Source organism: Amniculibacterium sp. G2-70 (assembly GCF_014353055.1).
Lineage (GTDB): Bacteria > Bacteroidota > Bacteroidia > Flavobacteriales > Weeksellaceae > Amniculibacterium > Amniculibacterium aquaticum.
On sequence record NZ_CP060698.1, the window covers coordinates 2,385,740 to 2,405,168 of the forward strand.

A 19,429-nucleotide genomic window follows, 5' to 3' on the forward strand; every position below is an offset into this window, starting at 1 on the left:
GACTTTCAACTACGCAACTATTCATTTTTTCTTAGAAATAGAAACTACAAACCCGTGTTTTGTATAAAGCCATTTGCTTTAAGTTCTTCTTTAAAGTCATCTAAATGTGGAAATCTATTCATAATATCCCTGATTTTTTCATCCATCTCATAATTTATACCTGTTAAAGTATATTTGCTAATGATATAGCCAAGAAAAATATGAAGATTGATATAAAGGTCTTTATCTTCATTGCTTGAGGTTTTAGTGATTAGTCCTCTAATATGATCAAACTTATCCACAATTAAATTTAAGAAAACTTTTCCTGTAGCTGTGTCCTCAGAAAAATTTTCGATTATTATAAAAGCTGCAGTTTTTAAATCATTCAAAATATAGTTATTTAGCAGCCTCTTGCTGAAAAGATAATCAATCATCTTCAACTCCGCTTTCAATATCACGGAAGACTTGAGCTTATGCAGTTCTTGTGTATTTCCTATACCAAATGGAAAATAAGGTGATTCAATGTTTTTTATTTGTGCATTCTCAACAATGTTTTTAAGCAACTTTTCTTTTTGAAGATTATTTATCTGGAGTAAGTATCGCTTGGTATCGGTGGTGTTTGTACTTTCAACAATTACTGTATCTAATGTCATAAATAGATTTGAAAGATTTTTTAATACAGGCATTTTTTTAGTTGCCGCAGCTTGTGTTGTTAGTAAATCAATCAGTCTATAATAACTAAAAATGGTATTTACATCCTCGCTGTTACTATATGGATGGTCATAATTATATCTAAAAGTAGCGGGTAAAATTTTTCTAATGACAGTAGCGAAATAATCGATGAAAGTATCTACGATTTCTGCTGCTATAAAATCTTCATTATTTTGCACAGCTCTATTAAAGTAAATTTCTATATCAGTAATAAAGTCAATTCCTTTATAATGCGGACTATTATACTTCAGAAAATCATGCTTCATACCTTCATCTTCTAAAACCCAACGTGTCTGTATAATCCTTTGTTGTGCAGAATTATTTTTTTCTTTTACAGCAAAAGAGAAAAAATCTTTCAAATTATCGGTGAAATTTGCATACAATTGGAGTTTATCACTTGCGTCTTCATTACTTTTAAAAACAGATATGGCTTTCTTATTAATGCTTCTAAGTACAATCTCAAATGTTGTATGATCAAATTCTTTAATTGCTGTTAGTCCAATTTCAGTAATAACTTTGAATGTATTGTTTTCATACTCATCATCGTCAATATTATCATCAAAAAATCGATAAGAAGCAAAGCTGGTTTTGTCAACGGAGTCAAACATAGCTTTAATATTATGTCTGCTTTGAGATGAAGACAGCAAATTAATCATTACCGGAAAAATGCTTAAGATAAGTATTATTGAAAATAGAATACCCTCAATAAATAGAACTTTTCCGTATACAGGAAAAATATTTGGTTCAACACAAGATTTTAGGTAAGAGATTGTGTATATTAAAAATGAAACATTAAGAATGAAAAGTGTAAACATTACCTTAAGATGCTTTCTTCTGAAAAAATCTGTAAAAGCAAATCTTCCAAAATATTTGTTGAAGATCTGAAAGGAAAGCAATGTAAATGAAAATATAATACTTAGCAATACTACTATTGAACGGACTAATGTTTCTAAAATTTCTATGCATATAGAAATCGGGGGGAATTCTTTTGGAAATCCAATATTTGTAAGATTACAGAGCATATTTATCGCAATCACCAATAAAAATATGCAAAGTGTTTTCAAATCAATATAAATCACACTTTTAAAGTCAAAATGTATGATTTGATATATTTTATAAAATAAGTGGTTCTTGTACTGAATAAAAAGATCCTTAATAGAGCATTTTTTTTCCTCTTCCTTGTTCATGATTTTAGTTTATGATACTAATATACATAATTGAACACTCTTCTGAAAAATATATTTTATTAATGTTTTAAGTTGTTAATATTTTATATAAAGTAGCTGTGGTAAGCTCGCAATTATTATAGTTTGCAATAATAATAGATTTGGAATTAGTAACTTCATCATCTGAGAATGTATGTATGTTAAAAATATTTTTAATTTTTGTAAAAGTTCGATCGACGTTCGTATTTACAGATATAAAAATGGCAAACTGAAAATTAAGAAATTCAATACCGTGGTTGAGTTTGATAATATCCTTAGCAACCATTTCATCTGGCTGGCTCTTAGTTTTAATTTCGACTATAAGTTTTTGGTTTTCTGATAAGCGGTCAATTTGGCTTTTATGTAAAACTAAATCAGGATTAAAATCATTCTGTTCAATAGTGTATTGCGTTCCAAGATTGCTAATGGTTTCATAAGTTTTTTTTCCTATTTCTCCATTGAACTTTATTCCTTTGTATTTTTCTGATTTGAGATTTGAAATAAGTCTTAGTTTATAATAAAGCTCGTATGCAAAAACTCTTTCGGTTTTTTGAATGGTTCCATTGTGTTGCCAGTTACAATATTCGTTATCAATACTTTTAATTGCAGTGAACAAATCATATAAATATTCAAGATCTTTATCCATTGACCAAATATACATAATTAGAAATCGAGACTTATTTGATAAAATCTTTTTAATACGTTTTCAAAAATGTGTTTATCAATTTTTTGTGCTCCTTGTAGCCCTAACTGTGCTTATAAATTTTTCTATTAAATATAATTTATTCTTCATATCAGTTATTAAATTTAAATCCTTGGACAGTTCAAGCATTTCAAAATTCTTATAGTATTCTAAAAAGTTTGGATTGATATGAGCTGATACATTATTTCGTACCTCTACAATTCTAATATCATTGTAGTCTTCCCCAAAAACAGAAACGAATATAAATATAGTTTTTAACTTTGGGAAATATGAAACAGAGCAAATTTACAGAGGTTCAGATTGTGAAGATCTTATCTGAACAAAATCAAGGAAAAACGGTAAACGAGATTTGCCGAGATTACGGTATCAGCCAACCTACTTTTTACAAATGGAAAAGTAAATACGGTGGTATGGATACGCACCAACTGGCACAACTCAAAGAGTTTGAGAAACAGCTGTCACAATATAAAAAAATTGTCGCAGAACTAACTTTGGAGAACACTGTTTTAAAAGATGTTATAGAAAAAAAGCTTTAACGCCTTCCGAAAAGCGAGAAATGGTAGTATATGCCAAAGAAACCCACAAGATAAGCATAAGGAAGGCATGCGGTTGTTTCGGGCTGAGTTATTCGGTTATGTACTATAAAAAGAGGATTGATTCTCAAGATGATCTCATCCGTGAAGAACTTCGGTTGTTGGCAATACAAGAACATACTTGGGGATTTTGGACAATGCGTTATCGCTTGAAAAACATGGGATTTTGGTGGAATCATAAACGGATTTACAGAATCTACACTTCGATGAATCTAAATTTAAGAAGCAAGAGAAAGAAAAGGCTTCCTGCAAGAGTGAAAGAGCCGCTTCTGCGTCCGATCTATCCAAATGTAACATGGAGTATGGATTTCATGCATGACACTTTGGAAAACGGCAAAAGCGTGAGAAGTTTGAACATTATAGATGATTTTAACAGAGAAATTTTACAAATAAGTATTGATACGAGTTTGCCTTCTGCAAAAGTAATTACCAAGCTGGAAGAACTCATCGAATGGCGAGGGAAACCGGACAAAATACGAGTGGATAACGGACCGGAATTTATTTCAGAAAAATTAAAAACTTGGTGTCAATATCACGAAATTGAGTTGCATTTTATCCAACCGGGAAAACCTACTCAAAACTCTCTTATTGAGCGGTTTAATAGAACATTTAGAACAGAGTTTTTGGATGTATATTTGTTTGAAAGCGTGAAACAAATGAGAAATTACGCAGAAATATGGATGTGGAAATACAACAACGAAAGACCACACAGTGCATTGCAATATCTCACACCGAGGGATTTTTTATTGAAATATGGAAAAATCAGCCACACTAATCCAGCAGATTTTCCCACATTTCAACAAAATTATTCAACACCAACAACAGAAATATTAAATAAAATCTCTACTTTTGAGTGTTACTAAGAATGGGAAGATTACATCATCATTAACGATTCTTCTAACATCCTTTATCAAATTTACCGCTTGTTTAAACTCATTCTCTAATTGAGGAAAATCACTTTTTATAGTTTTTAAAGTAGGATTTAATTTGTCTAGAGCTATTTTGGTTTCATAAATAATTAGACCCCCCCTTTTAATACTATGAATTTTTTCAAGATCATTCTGAGAGTAATGAATAGCTTTGAGAACTAAACAAAGCTCGAATTGTGCTAAAACAAGGATATATTGAAAATCTGCAAATTCAGTTTTAAAATCTTCGGCCAACTCAACATCATGCTCTGTAAGCATTGCATGAACACAATCGTATGTCGTTAAAATTTTACTCATTAATTCCAAGTGTTCACTTGTTGCTTTAATGTCACTTTCAATGTTTTCAATATTCATTCTGTATATTTTTAATAAAATTCATGTAGATAAAATTAGATAGATAAGTAAAAATCGTAAGTATTATTTAACTTATGATTGTACTAATCTTTAAAAATAATATTTTCTCTTTTGTTAAAAAACTTTTCTGAATTCTAATGTCAATATTGTCATTTAATTATTATTTTTTTTCTTGGCAAACCTATTTCATATTCTTGTGGATAAGGATTTCTAAAAGTCATGCTTACATCTTCACGTAGACTATTTTCAACTTCTTTAGATTTATCCTCATCGATAGAGTATCTGGGGTCACTGATTAGTGGCATCTTTGACATTTTTGTAATAGTAATAGTTGGAAAATGATAATCTACTTCAACTATTCCCAATAAAAGGTAGATGCCACCTTCTTTGAAAGGAAAACTTCTTAAACTATCTGGAAAATGAGCTGTATCAAAATATTGACCTTCTGAGTCAACCCACGTTCCAAAATACATATCATCTTTCTTACCCGGATGATTTTTCATTCGAATTGGAACATGCTTCCGAGAAATTAGATATGCTAACATTTTAACTTGCTTCTTATGATATTTCAGGAGGTCTTTAACCAAAACATGACCTCTGTATTTAGTTTTCAATAAATCAAAAATAGAGTAGGAGACTGGGAAACCTAATATTTCAATTTCATCGAAGGCATCTTCAAAAGGATTTCTCTCAATGACAGGCAATTCATAATTTTTTTGAGGCTCTTCGAACAATGATATAGTCTTTGTTTTATATTGATTCTTAGATAAAAGAAATCTCGCTTCAATCAATAATTCGTGCTTATGCTTTCCAGTAAATCTGAAGGCTCCGACAAAAATTAATATCTGTAAAGTTTCAATACCAATATTGACCCTTTTGACAAAATCTTCCAGTGATTTGTAATTACCGTTTTCTTTTCTTTCTTCAGGAATAAAAATTTTTATAGATGCTTCCAGTCTTTCGATATGCATTAATCCTAAATAAACATCCGTTTCATATACTGTTGTATGAAATTCGCTGAGGTTAACACAAGGATTATGAACCGAAGCTCCAGCCATTTTCGCTTCGTGAACATAAACTTCTGTTCTGTAAAATCCGCCTCCATTATTGATGGCTGAAACCATAAACTCAATAGGATAGTATGCTTTTAAATATAGACTTTGATAACTTTCTACAGCATATGAAGCAGAATGAGCTTTACAGAAAGAATAACCAGCAAATGATTCAATCTGTCGGTAAACTTCCTGAGATAATTGTTCAGGATGCCCTTTTTTCTTACAGGATTCAAAGAAGTCATCTTTTAATTTTTGTAAAGCAGAAAGAGACCGTCCCTTACCGCTCATGGCTCTTCGTAAGACATCACCATTAGCTGCTGAAACTCCCCCAAAGTGCATTGCAATTTTGATAACATCTTCTTGATATACCATAATGCCATAGGTTTCACCCAATTCTTTTTCAAATACTTCGTGGAAGTATTCAAATTGTCCGAGATGGTTGTGCCGAAAGATATACTCGCGCATCATTCCGCTCTGTGCGACTCCGGGACGTATAATTGATGAAGCGGCGACAAGTACTTTATAATTGTCACATTTCAGTCTTCTTAAAAGCCCACGCATTGCTGGTGATTCAATATAAAAACAGCCTATGGTTTTTCCAATGCTTAGATATTCATTGCATTTGATTTCATTTTTTGAGATTCTGGTATCTTCAATATCTACAATGATTCCTCTTTTTTCTTCAATTAAATTTACTGTGTCCTTAATTGTACCTAGCCCTCTTTGCGAAAGAATATCAAACTTCTCTAAACCGATATCTTCTGCAGTATGCATATCGAATTGTACAATGGGAAATTCTTTTGGTGGAAACTCTAGTGCAGAGTAATTGGTGATGGGTTCTTCAGAAATCAGAATTCCGCAGGAGTGCATACTTCTTTGATTAGGAAAGCCTACCAGTAGTTGCTCAAATTTATAAATCTCCTGATGAACGATTGAATTCTGGTTGTGTTGTTCTTTAGTTTGTTTTGAAAGTTGATCCAGCTCATCTTTAGGCAGACCAAATACTTTTCCCAGTTCTCTGAATCTTGATTTTCTTTTAAATTCTACATTAGTTCCGCAAAAAGCCACGTGGTCTTTTCCATATTTATCAAAGATATATTCCAAAATGGTATCCCTGTTTTTCCAACTCCAGTCTATATCAAAATCGGGAGGTGATTTACGGTTAAGGTTAAGAAAACGTTCAAAATACAAGTCCAGCTCAAGAGGACATATATCTGAAATTCCTAGACAATAAGCTATAATACTGTTAGCGCCGCTTCCTCTGCCAACGTGCATAAACCCCATACTATTACTGTATTGAATAATATCCCAAGTAATCAGAAAATAACCACAAAAATTCAGTTGGTCAATCACAGCCAGTTCTTTTTCAACTCTTTCAACAGCCTGCTTGTTACTATAAGAATATCTTCGAGTCAAACCTTCATATGCCAGCTGGGATAGTAATTTAAAATCATTCTCCCTACTGTCAGTATAATGCTTTTTGTTCTTCGGGGTTTTAAATTCAAAATCAAAACTACATTCATTGACTACATATTTAGTATTTTCAATAATTTCAGGATAATGTTCGAATTGATTCAAGAGTTTTTTTTTACCAATAAAAGACTCATTTTTTCTACAATAATCTTTTTCAATCAGTTTAGTAAAAAGAATATTACCATCAATTGCTCGTAATACTTTATGAAGTTCGTATTCCTCTTCAGTTTTAAAAGTTATCGGATGCAAGATGATCATTTTATGAATTAATGATTTTAATTCAGAATTTATCAACAGATTTAATTCATCTTCTCTTATTCCAATAAACTCGTGATCCAATAGTTTTTTGGGGATATTTTGTAAAGAATAAATCACAAAACAATTTTCTATTGAAGGGTTTGATTTTGGTATTTCAACACCTTCACAATTATAATCGGTCAACAATCTGTTAACTTCTGCAATGCCTTTAGGATTTTTTGCGAGACATATATAATATTGCTCATTTTCAACCCTTACATCAACTCCGACAATCGGTTTGATATTCTCTGCCTGACACAATTTATAAAACTGATAAATTCCTGTTACAGTATTTATATCCGTTAATGCCAAAACTTTCAGCTTATATGCAACAGCAAGTTGAACCAAATCTTCAACAGAAATAGTCCCATAACGTAAGCTATGATAAGTATGACAATTCAGAAACATAAGCAGTTTATTAATTTATAAGACCTGATGCTCTTCCTACGCTTTTAATTCCAAAACGATCTTTGATTTTGTCCATAGTTTGATATAATGATATCAGCTCTTCTGTATCTTCAAAAAGATTCATCTGATGGTTTCCGTGAACAAGATCTGTAAACTTGACTCCCACAAGACGAATTCTCATCCTTCTAGTATATACTTTTTTAAACAGTTCCAATACATATTTCAGTAGGGTATGATCCGCTGAGGTATATGGAACTTTGCATTGTTTAGTCTCCGTATCAAAATTGGAATATCGGATTCTTACAGAGACCGTTGAAGTCAGCCATTTTTCGTTTCTCAATTGATAACAGAGCTGTTCAACTATTCCAGAAAGAATACTTCTGATATTTTGAAAATCAATAGTGTCTTCTGCGAAGGTTGTTTCGGTAGAAATAGATTTTCTTTCAGAATATTCTATAACAGGATTATTGTCAATACCATTAGCCTTTTTCCAAAGCTCTGAACCATTTTTACCAATCAATTGCTGTAAAACATCAACAGGCATTTTAGAAAGTGTTTCTATTTTTCTTATACCTAGCCTTGAAAGCAATTCGAAAGTGACATTACCAACCATTGGAATTTTTTTGACCGAAAGAGGATTCAAAAAAGGCTGAATATTCTGTGCTTTTAATTCTAATTTTCCGGTAGGTTTTGCCTCTCCTGTTCCAATTTTTGAAACTGTCTTATTAGTTGAAAGTGCGAAACTGATTGGAAGTCCAGTATTTTTCATTACAGCATCAGCAATCTCCGTCGTCCACTGATAGCATCCAAAAAATTTATCCATTCCGGATAGGTCGAGATAAAATTCATCTATGCTGGCTTTTTCCATTACAGGTACTTTTTCCTGAATGATTTCTGTTACTAAATGTGACATATTGGAATAATATTCCATATCGCCTTTTATTACCTGAGCTTCGGGACATAAGCGTAAAGCCATTCGTATGGGCATAGCAGAACGTACTCCGAATTTTCTAGCTTCGTATGAGCAAGAGGCTACCACACCACGATCTCCACCTCCTATGATGATAGGCTGTTTCTCCAATACGGAGTCTCTCAGCCGCTCACAGGAAACAAAGAATGTATCCAAATCCATATGTGCAATTGCTCGATTCATTTGACAAAATTAGTCACGTTTTTAAACAATTTTTGTATTTTTGTTGTCATAAATTATGACAAAATCAATTTTTGCAGATAACATCGTGTTTTTGAGAGGTCAAAAAAATTTAACCCAGCATAAGTTGGCCGATGAGCTTATCCTTACAAGATCAAGATATGCTTCCTATGAATATGGGAATGCAGAGCCTCCTATTGAGGCATTAATTAGAATATCTAAATACTACAATATCAGCATTGATCTATTAGTTACGGTTGATATAAGGAAATATCCATTGGACAAGCTGGTGAATTTACCTGGGAATAAGATATTACTTCCGGTGATAGTTGATGCGGAAGGTAATAATTTTATTGAAATTGTGCCACAAAAAGCTTCTATGGGCTATTTGAAAGGATTTAGTGATCCTGAGTTTATTGAGAGTCTTCAAAAAATGCAATTACCTTTTTTAAAAAATGGAAAATACAGAGCATTTATGGCCGATGGTGATTCAATGCCACCTTTTGCAGACCAATCCATCATTATAGGAGAGTATGTTGAAAAACTTGAAGATCTGAAATCGAATAAAGAATATATTTTTGTTACTAATGAAGGAATTACTTACAAGACTTTTTTGAAAAAGAATAAAAAATTTATCACGGTATCAGCTGATAATTCATTTTATGAGCCATATAATATTCCATTGGAAGATATTGCTGAAATATGGCGGTATGTAAGAGGAATTTTACCTCAAGATTACAAACCATATTCTTTTCCTCATGAAGCCAATTTGAAAAATTTAGTAGCGGAAGCGAAGAAAAGTATCAGTAATCTAGAAAGCAGTATTCTAAAAATGAATCAATAAAAAACTCCCCCGAAGGGAAGTAAAAACACAAATGATGAAAAAAATCCCAAATAAATGGGATAAACCAAATATAAATATTTTAAATAAAAATTACAATGAGCCAGCTGAGTTTATTTGATGCAGAAGAGTTTTATGAATTTCCAAAAGACCTTTTGGAATACAAAGAAAATTTTCTGAGTAAGGTAGAAGCTGATCTTTTAAAAGATAAATTGCTCCAAAATACTCCTTGGGAGCAGCGCACACAGAAAATGTACGACAAAACAGTTTTGACTCCACGTCTTACTGCGTGGTATGGAGATTCAAAGTCGTATGATTTAGACGGAAATGTATCTGGTACCAATCCTTGGACTCCTGAATTATTATCATTAAAAGAAAAAATTCAGAATCAGTTTGGTTATCAATTTAATGGTGTTCTATTAAATCTTTATCGCGATAACAATGATTCAGTTGCCTGGCACAGAGATAAGGAAAGCAGATATGGAAAATATCCGGTAATTGCTTCCATTAGCTTAGGACAAACAAGAAATTTTGATTTTAGAAAAAAAGATCATCATCAAAGCAAATACAGCCTACCTCTTCCTAATGGATCTTTACTTATTATGAAAGGTGATCTCCAGGAAAATTGGGAACATAGGATTGCTAAATCAAAACTTTCTATGAAAGAAAGAATCAATCTCACGTTTCGATTTGTGCTACCAGCATAACATTTAGGATAAGTCAAAATCCTGACTAGTGCCAGGATTTTACATACTTTAATCTTATAGTTTAATACTGTCGATAGCTTTGCGTATATCGGAATTCTTATCCAAAATTTGATCAGGAAGAATAAACCAAGTCGGATATCCTCTTGAAATAGGCAAGCCTAAGCATTCTTTTGTTCCATTCATTTTATCCGTGTCATCCCATTCGCGTAGTGCAATATTCCAACGTATTCCAATTACATTACTATCGTTCCATTTGATTTTTGCAATGGAAACGGTGTCGTGGTCTTCGAAAATTACATCAACATCTGTAATCATGTCCCGAGGACTATAAATTGTTTTGGGATCTCTGTAGTTAGCCATTCTTTAGTTTTTAAATTGTTTCTTTTTTTAATCTGATGAAATTTATGTTTAGTATTTGTGTTTAGCGATTTTCACAAAGCTCTAAACCTTTAGTGATGAATTCCCCATATGAAATCTTTAACCCATCCCAATTTGGATCATCCAACCATATCTCCTCAACCTTGCTTATATTAGGATCATTATTGGAAGCGCCTTTAGCAGATCCGTTTAAAGCATACGTTCTACCATTGCTAGCTTTACAATAAATTTCTTTATAACCTGAGCAATAAACTTCAACTTCATCCACTGAAAATGGCCATTTTTCACCGTATTCAAACTTGGTGATTTTTAATGTATTTCGTTGAGAAGAACCGGAACAGGATAAAATCAATAATAAAAAAAGTAAATAATATGATGCTTTCATTTTATAATTTATTCAAATATAGAGTTGAAAATCTAATAAGAATTACGGGAAACCATAAATGTTTAGAATACTTAAATTTGATTGGATAGATTTTCATTTTTGTTCACTATAATGCCATTCTCGGTAATTAGAAATGTCTGTTGTTCAAAAATTTGGTTTATAATTATCCAAACTTTGTCGACCAGAGAAAAAGTTTTTTTGTGATCGTCATTTATTATAGTCAGCAAACCTTCATAAGTAATGCTATTAATATAATGTTTGTGGTTTGATAAATATAATATATGTCCTGGAAAACTGTAAGATTTTGAAATTGTTTTAAATTCTTTCTGAGTATGAAGTAATTCTTTAAAAACCATTATTGAATCAAATAGCTTAATTTTTAATCCATCTCTATTCTCAATAAGAACTTGATATTGCATATGTTCAGGTATTGAAATTTCAATGTCATTAACTGTTTTTGCCAATATCTTTGTGATTTCAGGTCTTCTTATATTTATTTTAAAAAAGAAATCAATAATTCCGCACTCAACCTCCGCTTGAACATTATCATGCTTAGTCAATTCTCTTAATTGTACGATTTTTATATTATGATGTTCAGCAAATTTTTGAGCATCAGAAGTAAATCCGTTTTTCGATACAATGATTCCTCGCTGTATATCAGTATCATTGATAATAGAAAGCAGTTTCATTACTGTATCCTTGTTTACTTTCTTTTTCCAATATTTACATTCAATTGCAGTCTTGTACTTCTGGCTTTCGTCAAACTCTGATGTTAGTACATCAATTTGATGAATAACACCCGAGTAACCTCTAATCTTACAGTTCTGTCCGTGGCCTTCAATGTTTATATTGTACTCTTTTCTTAGAGTCTCGTAAATATATTTTGTTAGAGATTCATAGATCTTCCAATCAAGACTATTCATTTCTTTCATATCATTTGCTTTAAAATACTATATACTGATCTTCCTCTTTTACATACACAGCAACTCCTAAATTTACCAAAGGTCTCCACACTTTCTCTATTGCTTTTGGGCTATTCCATTCACAATATTCAGATTTTCGTAGATTATTACTGGAAATTATCCGCTTTCCGAAAATTTCCCTACATTTTAATATCAGGCTTATAGAAATGCCTTTTCCCAAATAGTATTCATGTTGATCAGGATATAGGTCAACCACTTTTAAATCAATGCCATTCTTCATTATTAATAATATGAGACTGAAAGTAGAATCATTCTCTTTTGATTTTTCATATACATCAAAACTATACGTATATCCATCGTAAGTGTCATTAAATTCACATACATATTTGGCAATAAATTCATGGCTAACATTCTTCTTTTTACTGATAAAACTAAATTTTTGAATTTCATTACTGTCTCTAATCATGGGAGAAATATTTAATTGTGATGCTCATGAAATAGTTCCTAAAAAATCGGCTAACGCCGCATCTAACGTTTTAAGATATTATTACAGAATGCCTCTTTTGAAGGGGCATCCTGTAATTTGTAAGCACAATAATTTTGGTAATAGGATCTATTTGTTTACCGATTTTATCCAGATATGTATTGTCATTATTCTTTATTTATTGGAATTAGATGTTCTAGAGATAAGAAATATTGATCATCAAAAGGTTCTTGTGTATCTTTATAAACAACTCTTACAGGATAACTATAGGCATATCCTTCACTAACTAAACTACCTTTTCTTTCTGAATGTCTTTCAGCCAGATTTTCTGACATAGATTTGTCTTGATCAGGGTTTTCTAAGTAGTATGGTTTAATCTCAACGAAGTGAGTAGCATTTTTTAAATATATTTTATGTTGCTCCAAAATATTAATTCCTGTTTCCAGATCATTATCGATAGGGTGAAGTGTTGAATATTTAATAATAGCATTTACTCGCTGCAGAGCAGCTAGTATTTCTGAATGAAATACTTCCGCTTCTTCTTCATCTACAACATTAACAATTATGGAAAAATGTGTTCTCGAAATTAGACTCTTGTCATCAAATTTCGTATCTATATTGTATCTCATAAACAATTAGTTTTATTTAAAATTGATATGTTTCAAAACTATGAAAATAAAAATGCCACACTATAGGTATTTTTACGGTTTTATCAATTTCACATGTTTTAGGATTAATCATCTTTTAGATTCTTGTTGCTAACCCTTGATATCGATTAAATAATAATGAACATAAGATTCATCTATGAAAAAAAAATCTTAAATTCCATAAAATTTATATATGTCAATTTCTGAAAGAACCAGAAAAATACTTTGGGCAAAATCAGGTAATACATGCGCTATTTGTCAAACTGAACTTATACGAGAAACTGAAAAATCATCCGATAACATTGTTGTCGGACAGGAATGTCATATTGTGTCGGAAAAAAGTAAAGGGCCTAGGGCAAACCCTAATTTTCAAGGTAATTATGATGGTCACGAAAACATATTGTTATTATGCGCAAATCATCATATAGAAGTTGATTCTTTGACAGAGTATTATACAGCTGATAGATTAAGGGAAATAAAATTAAGTCATGAAACTTGGGTTAAGATCACGTTGCAAAAGAAACCGGATTCATTTTCAAATGACAAATTGAACATAAAGAGTTTATCTAGAATAATCTCAGGAAAAAACTTATTAGAAATTATCAATCATGCTGATGTGTTTGATTTTAATCATGATGATTTAAACTCTGAATGTGAAGCCGATCTAGTAGGCGATTTTCTAGAAGAGTTACAGGACTATGGTGATATAATATTTGATTTAAGCTTTACAGAGCGTGCAAAAGTAGTTTTACATTTCGATGAAAAAATAAACGAATTATCAAAAAATGGATTTTACATTTTCGGATTACGTCGGCAAGTCAATCTATTTAATAGGGATTATGAGAGTTTAGGTCTATTTGATGGAGCATCTGTTATTATTGCACGCATTAATCATCCTGGAATATTTGATAATCATATAATTGCAAAATTCCCTACTGTATCACGTTTTGGATAAACTGTATATATACGATTCAACCATACGAACTAAAGAAAGTTATTTGAACATTATTCAAATGTACTACAAGATTTTATCTTCAAGTTCTTTAATGATCTTCTTGACATTATCATTATCTATATCATCTTCTCTAAAAAAGCGTTCATTGACACGTTTTGAAATTCTTGAGTTGAGCTTAGTTATAAAATCCTTAGAATAAATTAATGGAGATTCCGTCAAATCTACAAGTGCGACTTTTGAAAATGAATTACTCATATATGAACCCACTCTGGGAGCCATTAAGTCGAATAATTTATTATCTTTCGTAACAAAAATTGGCCGCACATTTCTATCCACCAATTCTGATATAAGCTCATTATTACAGCTGATTTGGGCATGGAGAATGTCCCAAGCTGTTTTTAATGTTTCCTTTATGATTATTTCTTTCTTGGATCCTAACTTTAACATACTTCTATATTTTGAATCTCCACCGAAAACTTGTAGAGCTAGACGATATTGAGGCCCAATTATAAAACCGAAGTCGTTTTCCATCCAGTCTAAAAATGTCAATATGTTTTTCTCAGCTTTACTATGGCTCAAACCACTTTGTGCAATTTCGCAGATCTTTAATAATCCTGCATAATAAGGATTAAGTCGACTCTCAACTAAAGACCTCATAAAATTCTCATCAAGTTTCTCTTCGACTTTGATATGAAAATCTCTGTAGAAATCAAAATCTAACCTCCGAAATTTTTTTATAGGTATGTTAAAAGCAAAATATAACATACTTTGGAAGTCCTCAAATTTATCATATTGGATTTCTAGGGTATTTCGATTGTAAGAAGATTCTAATAATGCAAAAAAATCGAAATGTTCAATATCATTTTTTTGGGAATATTCGATCAGATTAAAAATTTTGGTCTTCTCAGCTTTAGAATTTTTTCCGTGTTTTACCAAACTTACAATATCAAGGCATACAGAAGTGTCAAGTACAAGAAGATGCCATTGTCCAGTTTTGTGGAAATGCATCTCCAGCTCATTTTTGGATAAAAGATCAATTTTTCCAAGATCTGATAAAAAATTAAAGTGTACCAAATTTATTTCGTTTTAAAATAGTTTTAAAGTAAGCTAATCAATAAATTTTTAAGCTCCTCCCGAATTGAATGGTAGTATGATACGAAAACTTGATGATCAAAGTAAATATAGATGTCTTCCCCGTTCATTTTATCTTTTATCTGCATTAAGGCGTTGTCGTATTTTGGAAATTCTTTTATATGATTTTCAATTTTTAGTGTGGAGTACTCTAACAAAAGCTGTTGCTCCCAAGCGCCATATTGATTTCTCAACATCTGCAAAACTTCTCTCGGTTTGTATCCACCAAATGCGCTTAAATTAATTTCATAGGGTGAAATAGTTACAGTCTTAGACCTGTAAGAAAGGTTAGGAAACATGTCATTCTCAGAGTAATTTACATCCTTAGCTAATCCCTTGATTTCTCTTTCGCAAAATTCCTTAAGTGTTATAATGTCATATTTCTTGCTTAACGCTAATAAATTGACAATAATTGTAGACAAACTTTTGCTGTCATCTAAAACTTCCAACAAATATTTGTGGATGAGCTCCTCGAAGGATTGATGACTTTCAGATAAAGAGTTTAACCATTCATTGATTTCTATAACTTCTGTAGCATTTGCCTCATCATTGCTGGAATTTCTTCTAAAATAAACTGTTCCGGGTTGTAATCCTTTTAGCTTTACAGTTGGAGATATGGGCTTGACATACTTTTTTACAGGAAACTCAATAATACCAAAGATCATATTTTCGTAAAGAAAAGGGTAGTATCTAAAAGTAGGAACAGGAAAAACTGATCCTTTAATTTTTTGCTGAAGAATACTATCGTCTGTTATTTGCGGGAGGCCAATCAATACCTGTTTGCTATCTCCCTCCTCAATGCCAAGAATTATGTACGCTGTTTCTTTTCTTATTGTATTTGAAAAAGAAATAATATCCTTAATGAGCTCAGCTTTTTTGTTCTCCGGTGCATTACTGGAGAAATCATATTCTGACCTTTTAAAATCTAATGTAGATGATTCACTTTCCTTAATGAGCTTTTCAAATATTTCCTTGGTCATAAAGTTTTCTATGGGTATAATTTTATTAGTCTAATATAATTTGGGGGCTAATAAATTTTTTGCACTTTAATTTTAAAATTCTCGAAATGGTTAGTGTTTTTGTATTAATATCTCAGTTTAAATAATTAATAAAAAGTAAAGATTTAAAATTTCCAGTACATAATTGTCCAAATTTTTATTAAAAAACTAAAAATAGTTCTAATTGTTATAATAACCAAAGTTGCAAAAAATGGAAAAGTGTCGTTTTTCCATTAGAAAATATCATTTGAAATTTGCTGAAAATTAGCATATTGCTGAGGGTTTAATAAAATACTAAACGAAATAGGTATATGTTATTATTTTTGTCTTACAATATAGCAATCACCTTTGGTTCTCGAAAGTGCAACATACAATTTGTTTTTAGTGGATGACACAATGTTTTTTAGGTCTCCCTTATCAAGGCTTATTGTACCACTTTTTGTCATAATAACACAGGTGTCTTGATAGTCATCTTCTCCTTTGCAATCTCCCCAGTTTTTAGAATAATATGACAATTTATTAGAGTTGTTATAAACTAACTTTACAATATTATTATTTGATAATACTTCTTGAATCTCATCTAAATTTACGATTTTTATAACTGTTTCATCTGTTCGATTGGATTCCATCTCAATTCCCAAATTGTCGCTAATAAATTGGCATATAGCAGGAGGACAACGGTGGCTTTTTAATAGTGTTTTCGTATCAACGTGAATATTTTGATTTTGTAAACGCTTGATGTATTTGCTATAATCATTATATAGATTGATATTAGTCGCGCCATCTAAGCTTGTTGTAAAAGTATGTTGGAAGAAGTCTCCAACATATAGAAAATCTAATTTAGCTTGCGATAATGCCATTATCAGATTAAAATCATGCCCTCCGAGATCTTGAAATTCATCTATTATGAAATAGTCATAAAACTTCTCCAATTTTTCAATAATTAGAGGAATCGTTCCTGTAATTTCTATAAATTTACTTATTCGATTGTAATATAAAAGATTTGATTTTGTAATATATCTTTTGTAATCTTCGCTTTTCAGAGTTCTTGTAAATGTAGGAGCTTCATCCCAATAAATACCTTTTAGTTTATGTTCGAAAAATAAAAATGGTTTTGCACAAAAACTGTAAATAAAATCGAAGAATTTCAAAATTGTGATATTATTAGGTATGTAACCAAACCTTGTCGCAATCCTTCTTTTGATTGTTTTGTAATTGTTATTAGTATAAGTTATAATTAGGAATCTTTGCTCAAGATTTAAAGTCTCAATTACAAGTTTGGTTTTACCTGAACCTGCTACAGCTAGGATTAATTTTTTTCTATCCATTGGAATGCTTCTATGATATAGTCTGGAATATTAATCTTTTCATTAGAAGTAAGCAATTTGTACGCTGATTCAGTTTTTTCAGCAAGCATATATTCTAAAACGGAGCGAGTCTTTAGTTTGGGAAGAAAAAGTTTATTACACAAAGCATTGTTAATTGCTTGAAGGCATACTTCAAATGTGTACATAGTATCATCTGTTGACGCAAAAGCTTTACAAAATTCACCAACGTGTTCTTCATAATTTTTAGTGATTATAGAATCATAATTTTTATCGTTATCTCTAATGACTGCAGTTTTAATTTCTAAAAGATTTGCTATCTCCATATATCTTTTGAAGCTCAAACCTCCAATAGCTATTATATGAATGCCTTTTTGAGATGGTTTCATCTTATAATGACTCTCGAAAAAATGTTCCATTAAAATATGTTCTGCATCTCCCTCTACCAAAATAACTTTTTTGGATAAAATAAACTCAAGCAAATTTCTATTTGGAGCTTTAATAAAGAATTCTGCTGTTTTCTTATCTAAACCACTAAGCTTTGCATTAATATTATTTTCAGCATTTACAAATATTGCATTCCTCAAATCTAATCTTGAACTTATTATATTGCTGTGTGTTGCTATGAAAATCTGTTTGTTTTTAGAGCAATTAATGCGTTCAATTAGATTATGCATATTCAGGTGGCTCAGATGATTTTCAGGTTCTTCAAGTAGAATAAAATTTAGTTCATTCTCATTTTTAGCTAAAGCGAACTCTGTCTTGATAAAACATTGTCTTCCCTTACCTCGGTGAAGTATGTCAATATTATTTTCAACAATTGTGAGATCATTTTCCAATCCATTTTTTGAATTATTTTTTAAAGAAAATTCATAAGATTTTCCAGGGATTTTATCATTAATATTTTTTAATACTTTGTTTTTAAACTCAGTTTTTACAGTACGATAATGATTAGAATGAATATGTTTTTCGGTAGCTTCTATACTCGAAGTGTACAATGTTTTTATATAAGAATTTGTGGCATATTCATTATTAATACTTGAATGGTCAATTAAGATGTGCTTAAATTTTCTGGTAAAACCTAAATAAGGATTACCTCCAAATTTATAAAAATTGATATTGTAAAACTCAAAGGGAAAATTACTCCCTTCTTGTGATAAAATTTCGCTTATTTCTTTTGATAAATCCTCACGCGGTTCACATATCATAGTTATGCCGCAATCTCTTGCCTTCTCGGAATTATTGATACCATAATATTCAGGGTCGTTGACATTTTCAAAATAGATTTCTATCCTAAGTTCTGGTAGGTTTACAAATTTTTTGTCAATTAAAAATTGACGAATTATTTCATCATTCATCAGATGCTCTAATCCGATTGTCTCAATTTTGTTACGACTACCTGATAACAGGAGATCAATAGCCTGAAGTATTGTGCTTTTCCCAGATTCATTTTCTCCAATAATCAGATTCAGATTTTCTTTGAATGAAATATCTAAGGTTTTAAATTTTTTAAAATTAAAAGCTTTGAGCCTTTTAATGTGCATGTTTTTCTAGTTAAAATGGTTGAAAAATTAGTTTTGTATTTTTTTATTTTGCCTATAATAGTCAATTTATTCGAACAAAATTTAAATTGTTAATTTACAAAATGATTTTTTTATTAATGGTTTTTTATATTATTTTTTTAATTCGACTAATCATATTGAGAAATAAAGAGACAATATATTTGATTTTATTTTTACGAGAAATTCTACTTATTTTTTTATAATTAAATTAATTGTAAAACAAATAATATTTTATA

The 19,429-nt window shown here is 30.9% G+C and carries 19 protein-coding genes; 5 read left to right on the plus strand and 14 right to left on the minus strand.

Features of this window, described 5'->3' with window-relative positions; translation table 11 throughout:
* Positions 1-44 precede the first annotated feature (44 nt).
* Positions 45-1,877 (minus strand): hypothetical protein, encoded by a 1,833-nt coding sequence (locus tag H9Q20_RS11020; RefSeq protein WP_187477721.1) that lies wholly within the window; start codon positions 1,875-1,877, stop codon positions 45-47.
* 67 nt (positions 1,878-1,944) lie between these two features.
* Complete coding sequence (locus H9Q20_RS11025; RefSeq protein WP_187477722.1) at positions 1,945-2,541, minus strand: hypothetical protein; 597 nt, start codon at positions 2,539-2,541, stop codon at positions 1,945-1,947.
* Positions 2,542-2,867: 326 nt separating this feature from the next.
* Between H9Q20_RS11025 and H9Q20_RS13395 the strand changes: the two genes are divergently transcribed.
* Together H9Q20_RS13395 and H9Q20_RS11030 are read left to right on the plus strand one after the other, a co-directional pair.
* A complete protein-coding gene (locus H9Q20_RS13395; RefSeq protein ID WP_187477476.1) occupies positions 2,868-3,134 on the plus strand; it encodes a transposase in 267 nt (88 codons plus the stop codon).
* A gap of 20 nt (positions 3,135-3,154) precedes the next feature.
* Entirely contained in the window at positions 3,155-4,054 is a 900-nt protein-coding gene (locus tag H9Q20_RS11030; protein WP_410369578.1) for an IS3 family transposase, read from the plus strand.
* On the opposite strand, the gene H9Q20_RS11035 is transcribed toward H9Q20_RS11030, so the two are convergent.
* From H9Q20_RS11035 to dinB, 3 genes are all read right to left on the minus strand, one after another.
* Positions 4,022-4,474, minus strand: a complete 453-nt coding sequence (locus H9Q20_RS11035; RefSeq protein WP_187477723.1) for a hypothetical protein — start codon at positions 4,472-4,474, stop codon at positions 4,022-4,024. The genes H9Q20_RS11030 and H9Q20_RS11035 overlap by 33 nt on opposite strands.
* A 149-nt stretch (positions 4,475-4,623) precedes the next feature.
* On the minus strand, positions 4,624-7,707 hold the full coding sequence (locus H9Q20_RS11040) for a DNA polymerase III subunit alpha (RefSeq protein WP_187477724.1): 3,084 nt from the start codon (positions 7,705-7,707) through the stop codon (positions 4,624-4,626).
* 10 nt (positions 7,708-7,717) lie between these two features.
* Positions 7,718-8,860: a DNA polymerase IV gene (dinB, locus tag H9Q20_RS11045; protein ID WP_187477725.1), complete on the minus strand. Its 1,143-nt coding sequence runs from the start codon at positions 8,858-8,860 to the stop codon at positions 7,718-7,720.
* A gap of 55 nt (positions 8,861-8,915) precedes the next feature.
* On the opposite strand from dinB, the gene H9Q20_RS11050 reads away from it, so the two are divergent.
* Positions 8,916-9,701, plus strand: a complete 786-nt coding sequence (locus H9Q20_RS11050; RefSeq protein ID WP_187477726.1) for an XRE family transcriptional regulator — start codon at positions 8,916-8,918, stop codon at positions 9,699-9,701.
* A gap of 95 nt (positions 9,702-9,796) precedes the next feature.
* On the plus strand, positions 9,797-10,405 hold the full coding sequence (locus H9Q20_RS11055; protein WP_187477727.1) for an alpha-ketoglutarate-dependent dioxygenase AlkB family protein: 609 nt from the start codon (positions 9,797-9,799) through the stop codon (positions 10,403-10,405).
* A 54-nt stretch (positions 10,406-10,459) separates the two neighbouring features.
* Here H9Q20_RS11055 and H9Q20_RS11060 read toward each other — a convergent pair whose 3' ends face one another.
* From H9Q20_RS11060 to H9Q20_RS11080, 5 genes are all read right to left on the minus strand, one after another.
* A complete protein-coding gene (locus H9Q20_RS11060) occupies positions 10,460-10,765 on the minus strand; it encodes a hypothetical protein (RefSeq protein ID WP_187477728.1) in 306 nt (101 codons plus the stop codon).
* 61 nt (positions 10,766-10,826) lie between these two features.
* On the minus strand, positions 10,827-11,168 hold the full coding sequence (locus H9Q20_RS11065) for a DUF2511 domain-containing protein (protein WP_187477729.1): 342 nt from the start codon (positions 11,166-11,168) through the stop codon (positions 10,827-10,829).
* Positions 11,169-11,239: 71 nt separating this feature from the next.
* A complete protein-coding gene (locus H9Q20_RS11070; RefSeq protein ID WP_187477730.1) occupies positions 11,240-12,100 on the minus strand; it encodes a restriction endonuclease in 861 nt (286 codons plus the stop codon).
* A 10-nt stretch (positions 12,101-12,110) separates the two neighbouring features.
* Positions 12,111-12,557, minus strand: a complete 447-nt coding sequence (locus tag H9Q20_RS11075) for a hypothetical protein (protein ID WP_169321931.1) — start codon at positions 12,555-12,557, stop codon at positions 12,111-12,113.
* Positions 12,558-12,742: 185 nt separating this feature from the next.
* On the minus strand, positions 12,743-13,204 hold the full coding sequence (locus H9Q20_RS11080; RefSeq protein ID WP_187477731.1) for a hypothetical protein: 462 nt from the start codon (positions 13,202-13,204) through the stop codon (positions 12,743-12,745).
* A gap of 211 nt (positions 13,205-13,415) precedes the next feature.
* On the opposite strand from H9Q20_RS11080, the gene H9Q20_RS11085 reads away from it, so the two are divergent.
* Complete coding sequence (locus tag H9Q20_RS11085; protein WP_187477732.1) at positions 13,416-14,177, plus strand: hypothetical protein; 762 nt, start codon at positions 13,416-13,418, stop codon at positions 14,175-14,177.
* A 63-nt stretch (positions 14,178-14,240) separates the two neighbouring features.
* Here the strand turns inward: H9Q20_RS11085 and H9Q20_RS11090 are convergent, their stop codons facing one another.
* From H9Q20_RS11090 to H9Q20_RS11105, 4 genes are all read right to left on the minus strand, one after another.
* The gene (locus H9Q20_RS11090; RefSeq protein ID WP_222933875.1) at positions 14,241-15,185 is read right to left on the minus strand and encodes a hypothetical protein; all 945 of its coding nucleotides are present in this window, start codon (positions 15,183-15,185) and stop codon (positions 14,241-14,243) included.
* An 89-nt stretch (positions 15,186-15,274) separates the two neighbouring features.
* Positions 15,275-16,288, minus strand: a complete 1,014-nt coding sequence (locus H9Q20_RS11095) for a helix-turn-helix domain-containing protein (protein ID WP_187477734.1) — start codon at positions 16,286-16,288, stop codon at positions 15,275-15,277.
* Between the two features lie 335 nt (positions 16,289-16,623).
* Positions 16,624-17,634 (minus strand): UvrD-helicase domain-containing protein, encoded by a 1,011-nt coding sequence (locus H9Q20_RS11100; RefSeq protein WP_076552668.1) that lies wholly within the window; start codon positions 17,632-17,634, stop codon positions 16,624-16,626.
* Positions 17,616-19,175 (minus strand): ATP-dependent nuclease, encoded by a 1,560-nt coding sequence (locus tag H9Q20_RS11105; protein WP_076552669.1) that lies wholly within the window; start codon positions 19,173-19,175, stop codon positions 17,616-17,618. Before H9Q20_RS11105 ends, H9Q20_RS11100 begins: the two co-directional genes overlap by 19 nt.
* Positions 19,176-19,429 lie beyond the last annotated feature (254 nt).

What these genes read in the sequence shown, in the direction of transcription:
- H9Q20_RS11060 (WP_187477728.1), bottom strand. Translation starts at nt 10,765, where the DNA reads ATGGCTAACTACAGAGATCCCAAAACAATTTATAGTCCTCGGGACATG.
- H9Q20_RS11105 (WP_076552669.1), bottom strand. Translation starts at nt 19,175, where the DNA reads ATGCACATTAAAAGGCTCAAAGCTTTTAATTTTAAAAAATTTAAAACC.
- H9Q20_RS11050 (WP_187477726.1), top strand. Translation starts at nt 8,916, where the DNA reads ATGACAAAATCAATTTTTGCAGATAACATCGTGTTTTTGAGAGGTCAA.
- H9Q20_RS11065 (WP_187477729.1), bottom strand. Translation starts at nt 11,168, where the DNA reads ATGAAAGCATCATATTATTTACTTTTTTTATTATTGATTTTATCCTGT.
- H9Q20_RS11090 (WP_222933875.1), bottom strand. Translation starts at nt 15,185, where the DNA reads ATGCATTTCCACAAAACTGGACAATGGCATCTTCTTGTACTTGACACT.
- H9Q20_RS11040 (WP_187477724.1), bottom strand. Translation starts at nt 7,707, where the DNA reads ATGTTTCTGAATTGTCATACTTATCATAGCTTACGTTATGGGACTATT.
- H9Q20_RS11080 (WP_187477731.1), bottom strand. Translation starts at nt 13,204, where the DNA reads ATGAGATACAATATAGATACGAAATTTGATGACAAGAGTCTAATTTCG.
- H9Q20_RS11035 (WP_187477723.1), bottom strand. Translation starts at nt 4,474, where the DNA reads ATGAATATTGAAAACATTGAAAGTGACATTAAAGCAACAAGTGAACAC.
- H9Q20_RS11070 (WP_187477730.1), bottom strand. Translation starts at nt 12,100, where the DNA reads ATGAAAGAAATGAATAGTCTTGATTGGAAGATCTATGAATCTCTAACA.
- H9Q20_RS11100 (WP_076552668.1), bottom strand. Translation starts at nt 17,634, where the DNA reads ATGGATAGAAAAAAATTAATCCTAGCTGTAGCAGGTTCAGGTAAAACC.
- H9Q20_RS11020 (WP_187477721.1), bottom strand. Translation starts at nt 1,877, where the DNA reads ATGAACAAGGAAGAGGAAAAAAAATGCTCTATTAAGGATCTTTTTATT.
- H9Q20_RS11075 (WP_169321931.1), bottom strand. Translation starts at nt 12,557, where the DNA reads ATGATTAGAGACAGTAATGAAATTCAAAAATTTAGTTTTATCAGTAAA.
- H9Q20_RS13395 (WP_187477476.1), top strand. Translation starts at nt 2,868, where the DNA reads ATGAAACAGAGCAAATTTACAGAGGTTCAGATTGTGAAGATCTTATCT.
- H9Q20_RS11095 (WP_187477734.1), bottom strand. Translation starts at nt 16,288, where the DNA reads ATGACCAAGGAAATATTTGAAAAGCTCATTAAGGAAAGTGAATCATCT.
- H9Q20_RS11030 (WP_410369578.1), top strand. Translation starts at nt 3,155, where the DNA reads ATGGTAGTATATGCCAAAGAAACCCACAAGATAAGCATAAGGAAGGCA.
- H9Q20_RS11055 (WP_187477727.1), top strand. Translation starts at nt 9,797, where the DNA reads ATGAGCCAGCTGAGTTTATTTGATGCAGAAGAGTTTTATGAATTTCCA.
- dinB (WP_187477725.1), bottom strand. Translation starts at nt 8,860, where the DNA reads ATGAATCGAGCAATTGCACATATGGATTTGGATACATTCTTTGTTTCC.
- H9Q20_RS11025 (WP_187477722.1), bottom strand. Translation starts at nt 2,541, where the DNA reads ATGGATAAAGATCTTGAATATTTATATGATTTGTTCACTGCAATTAAA.
- H9Q20_RS11085 (WP_187477732.1), top strand. Translation starts at nt 13,416, where the DNA reads ATGTCAATTTCTGAAAGAACCAGAAAAATACTTTGGGCAAAATCAGGT.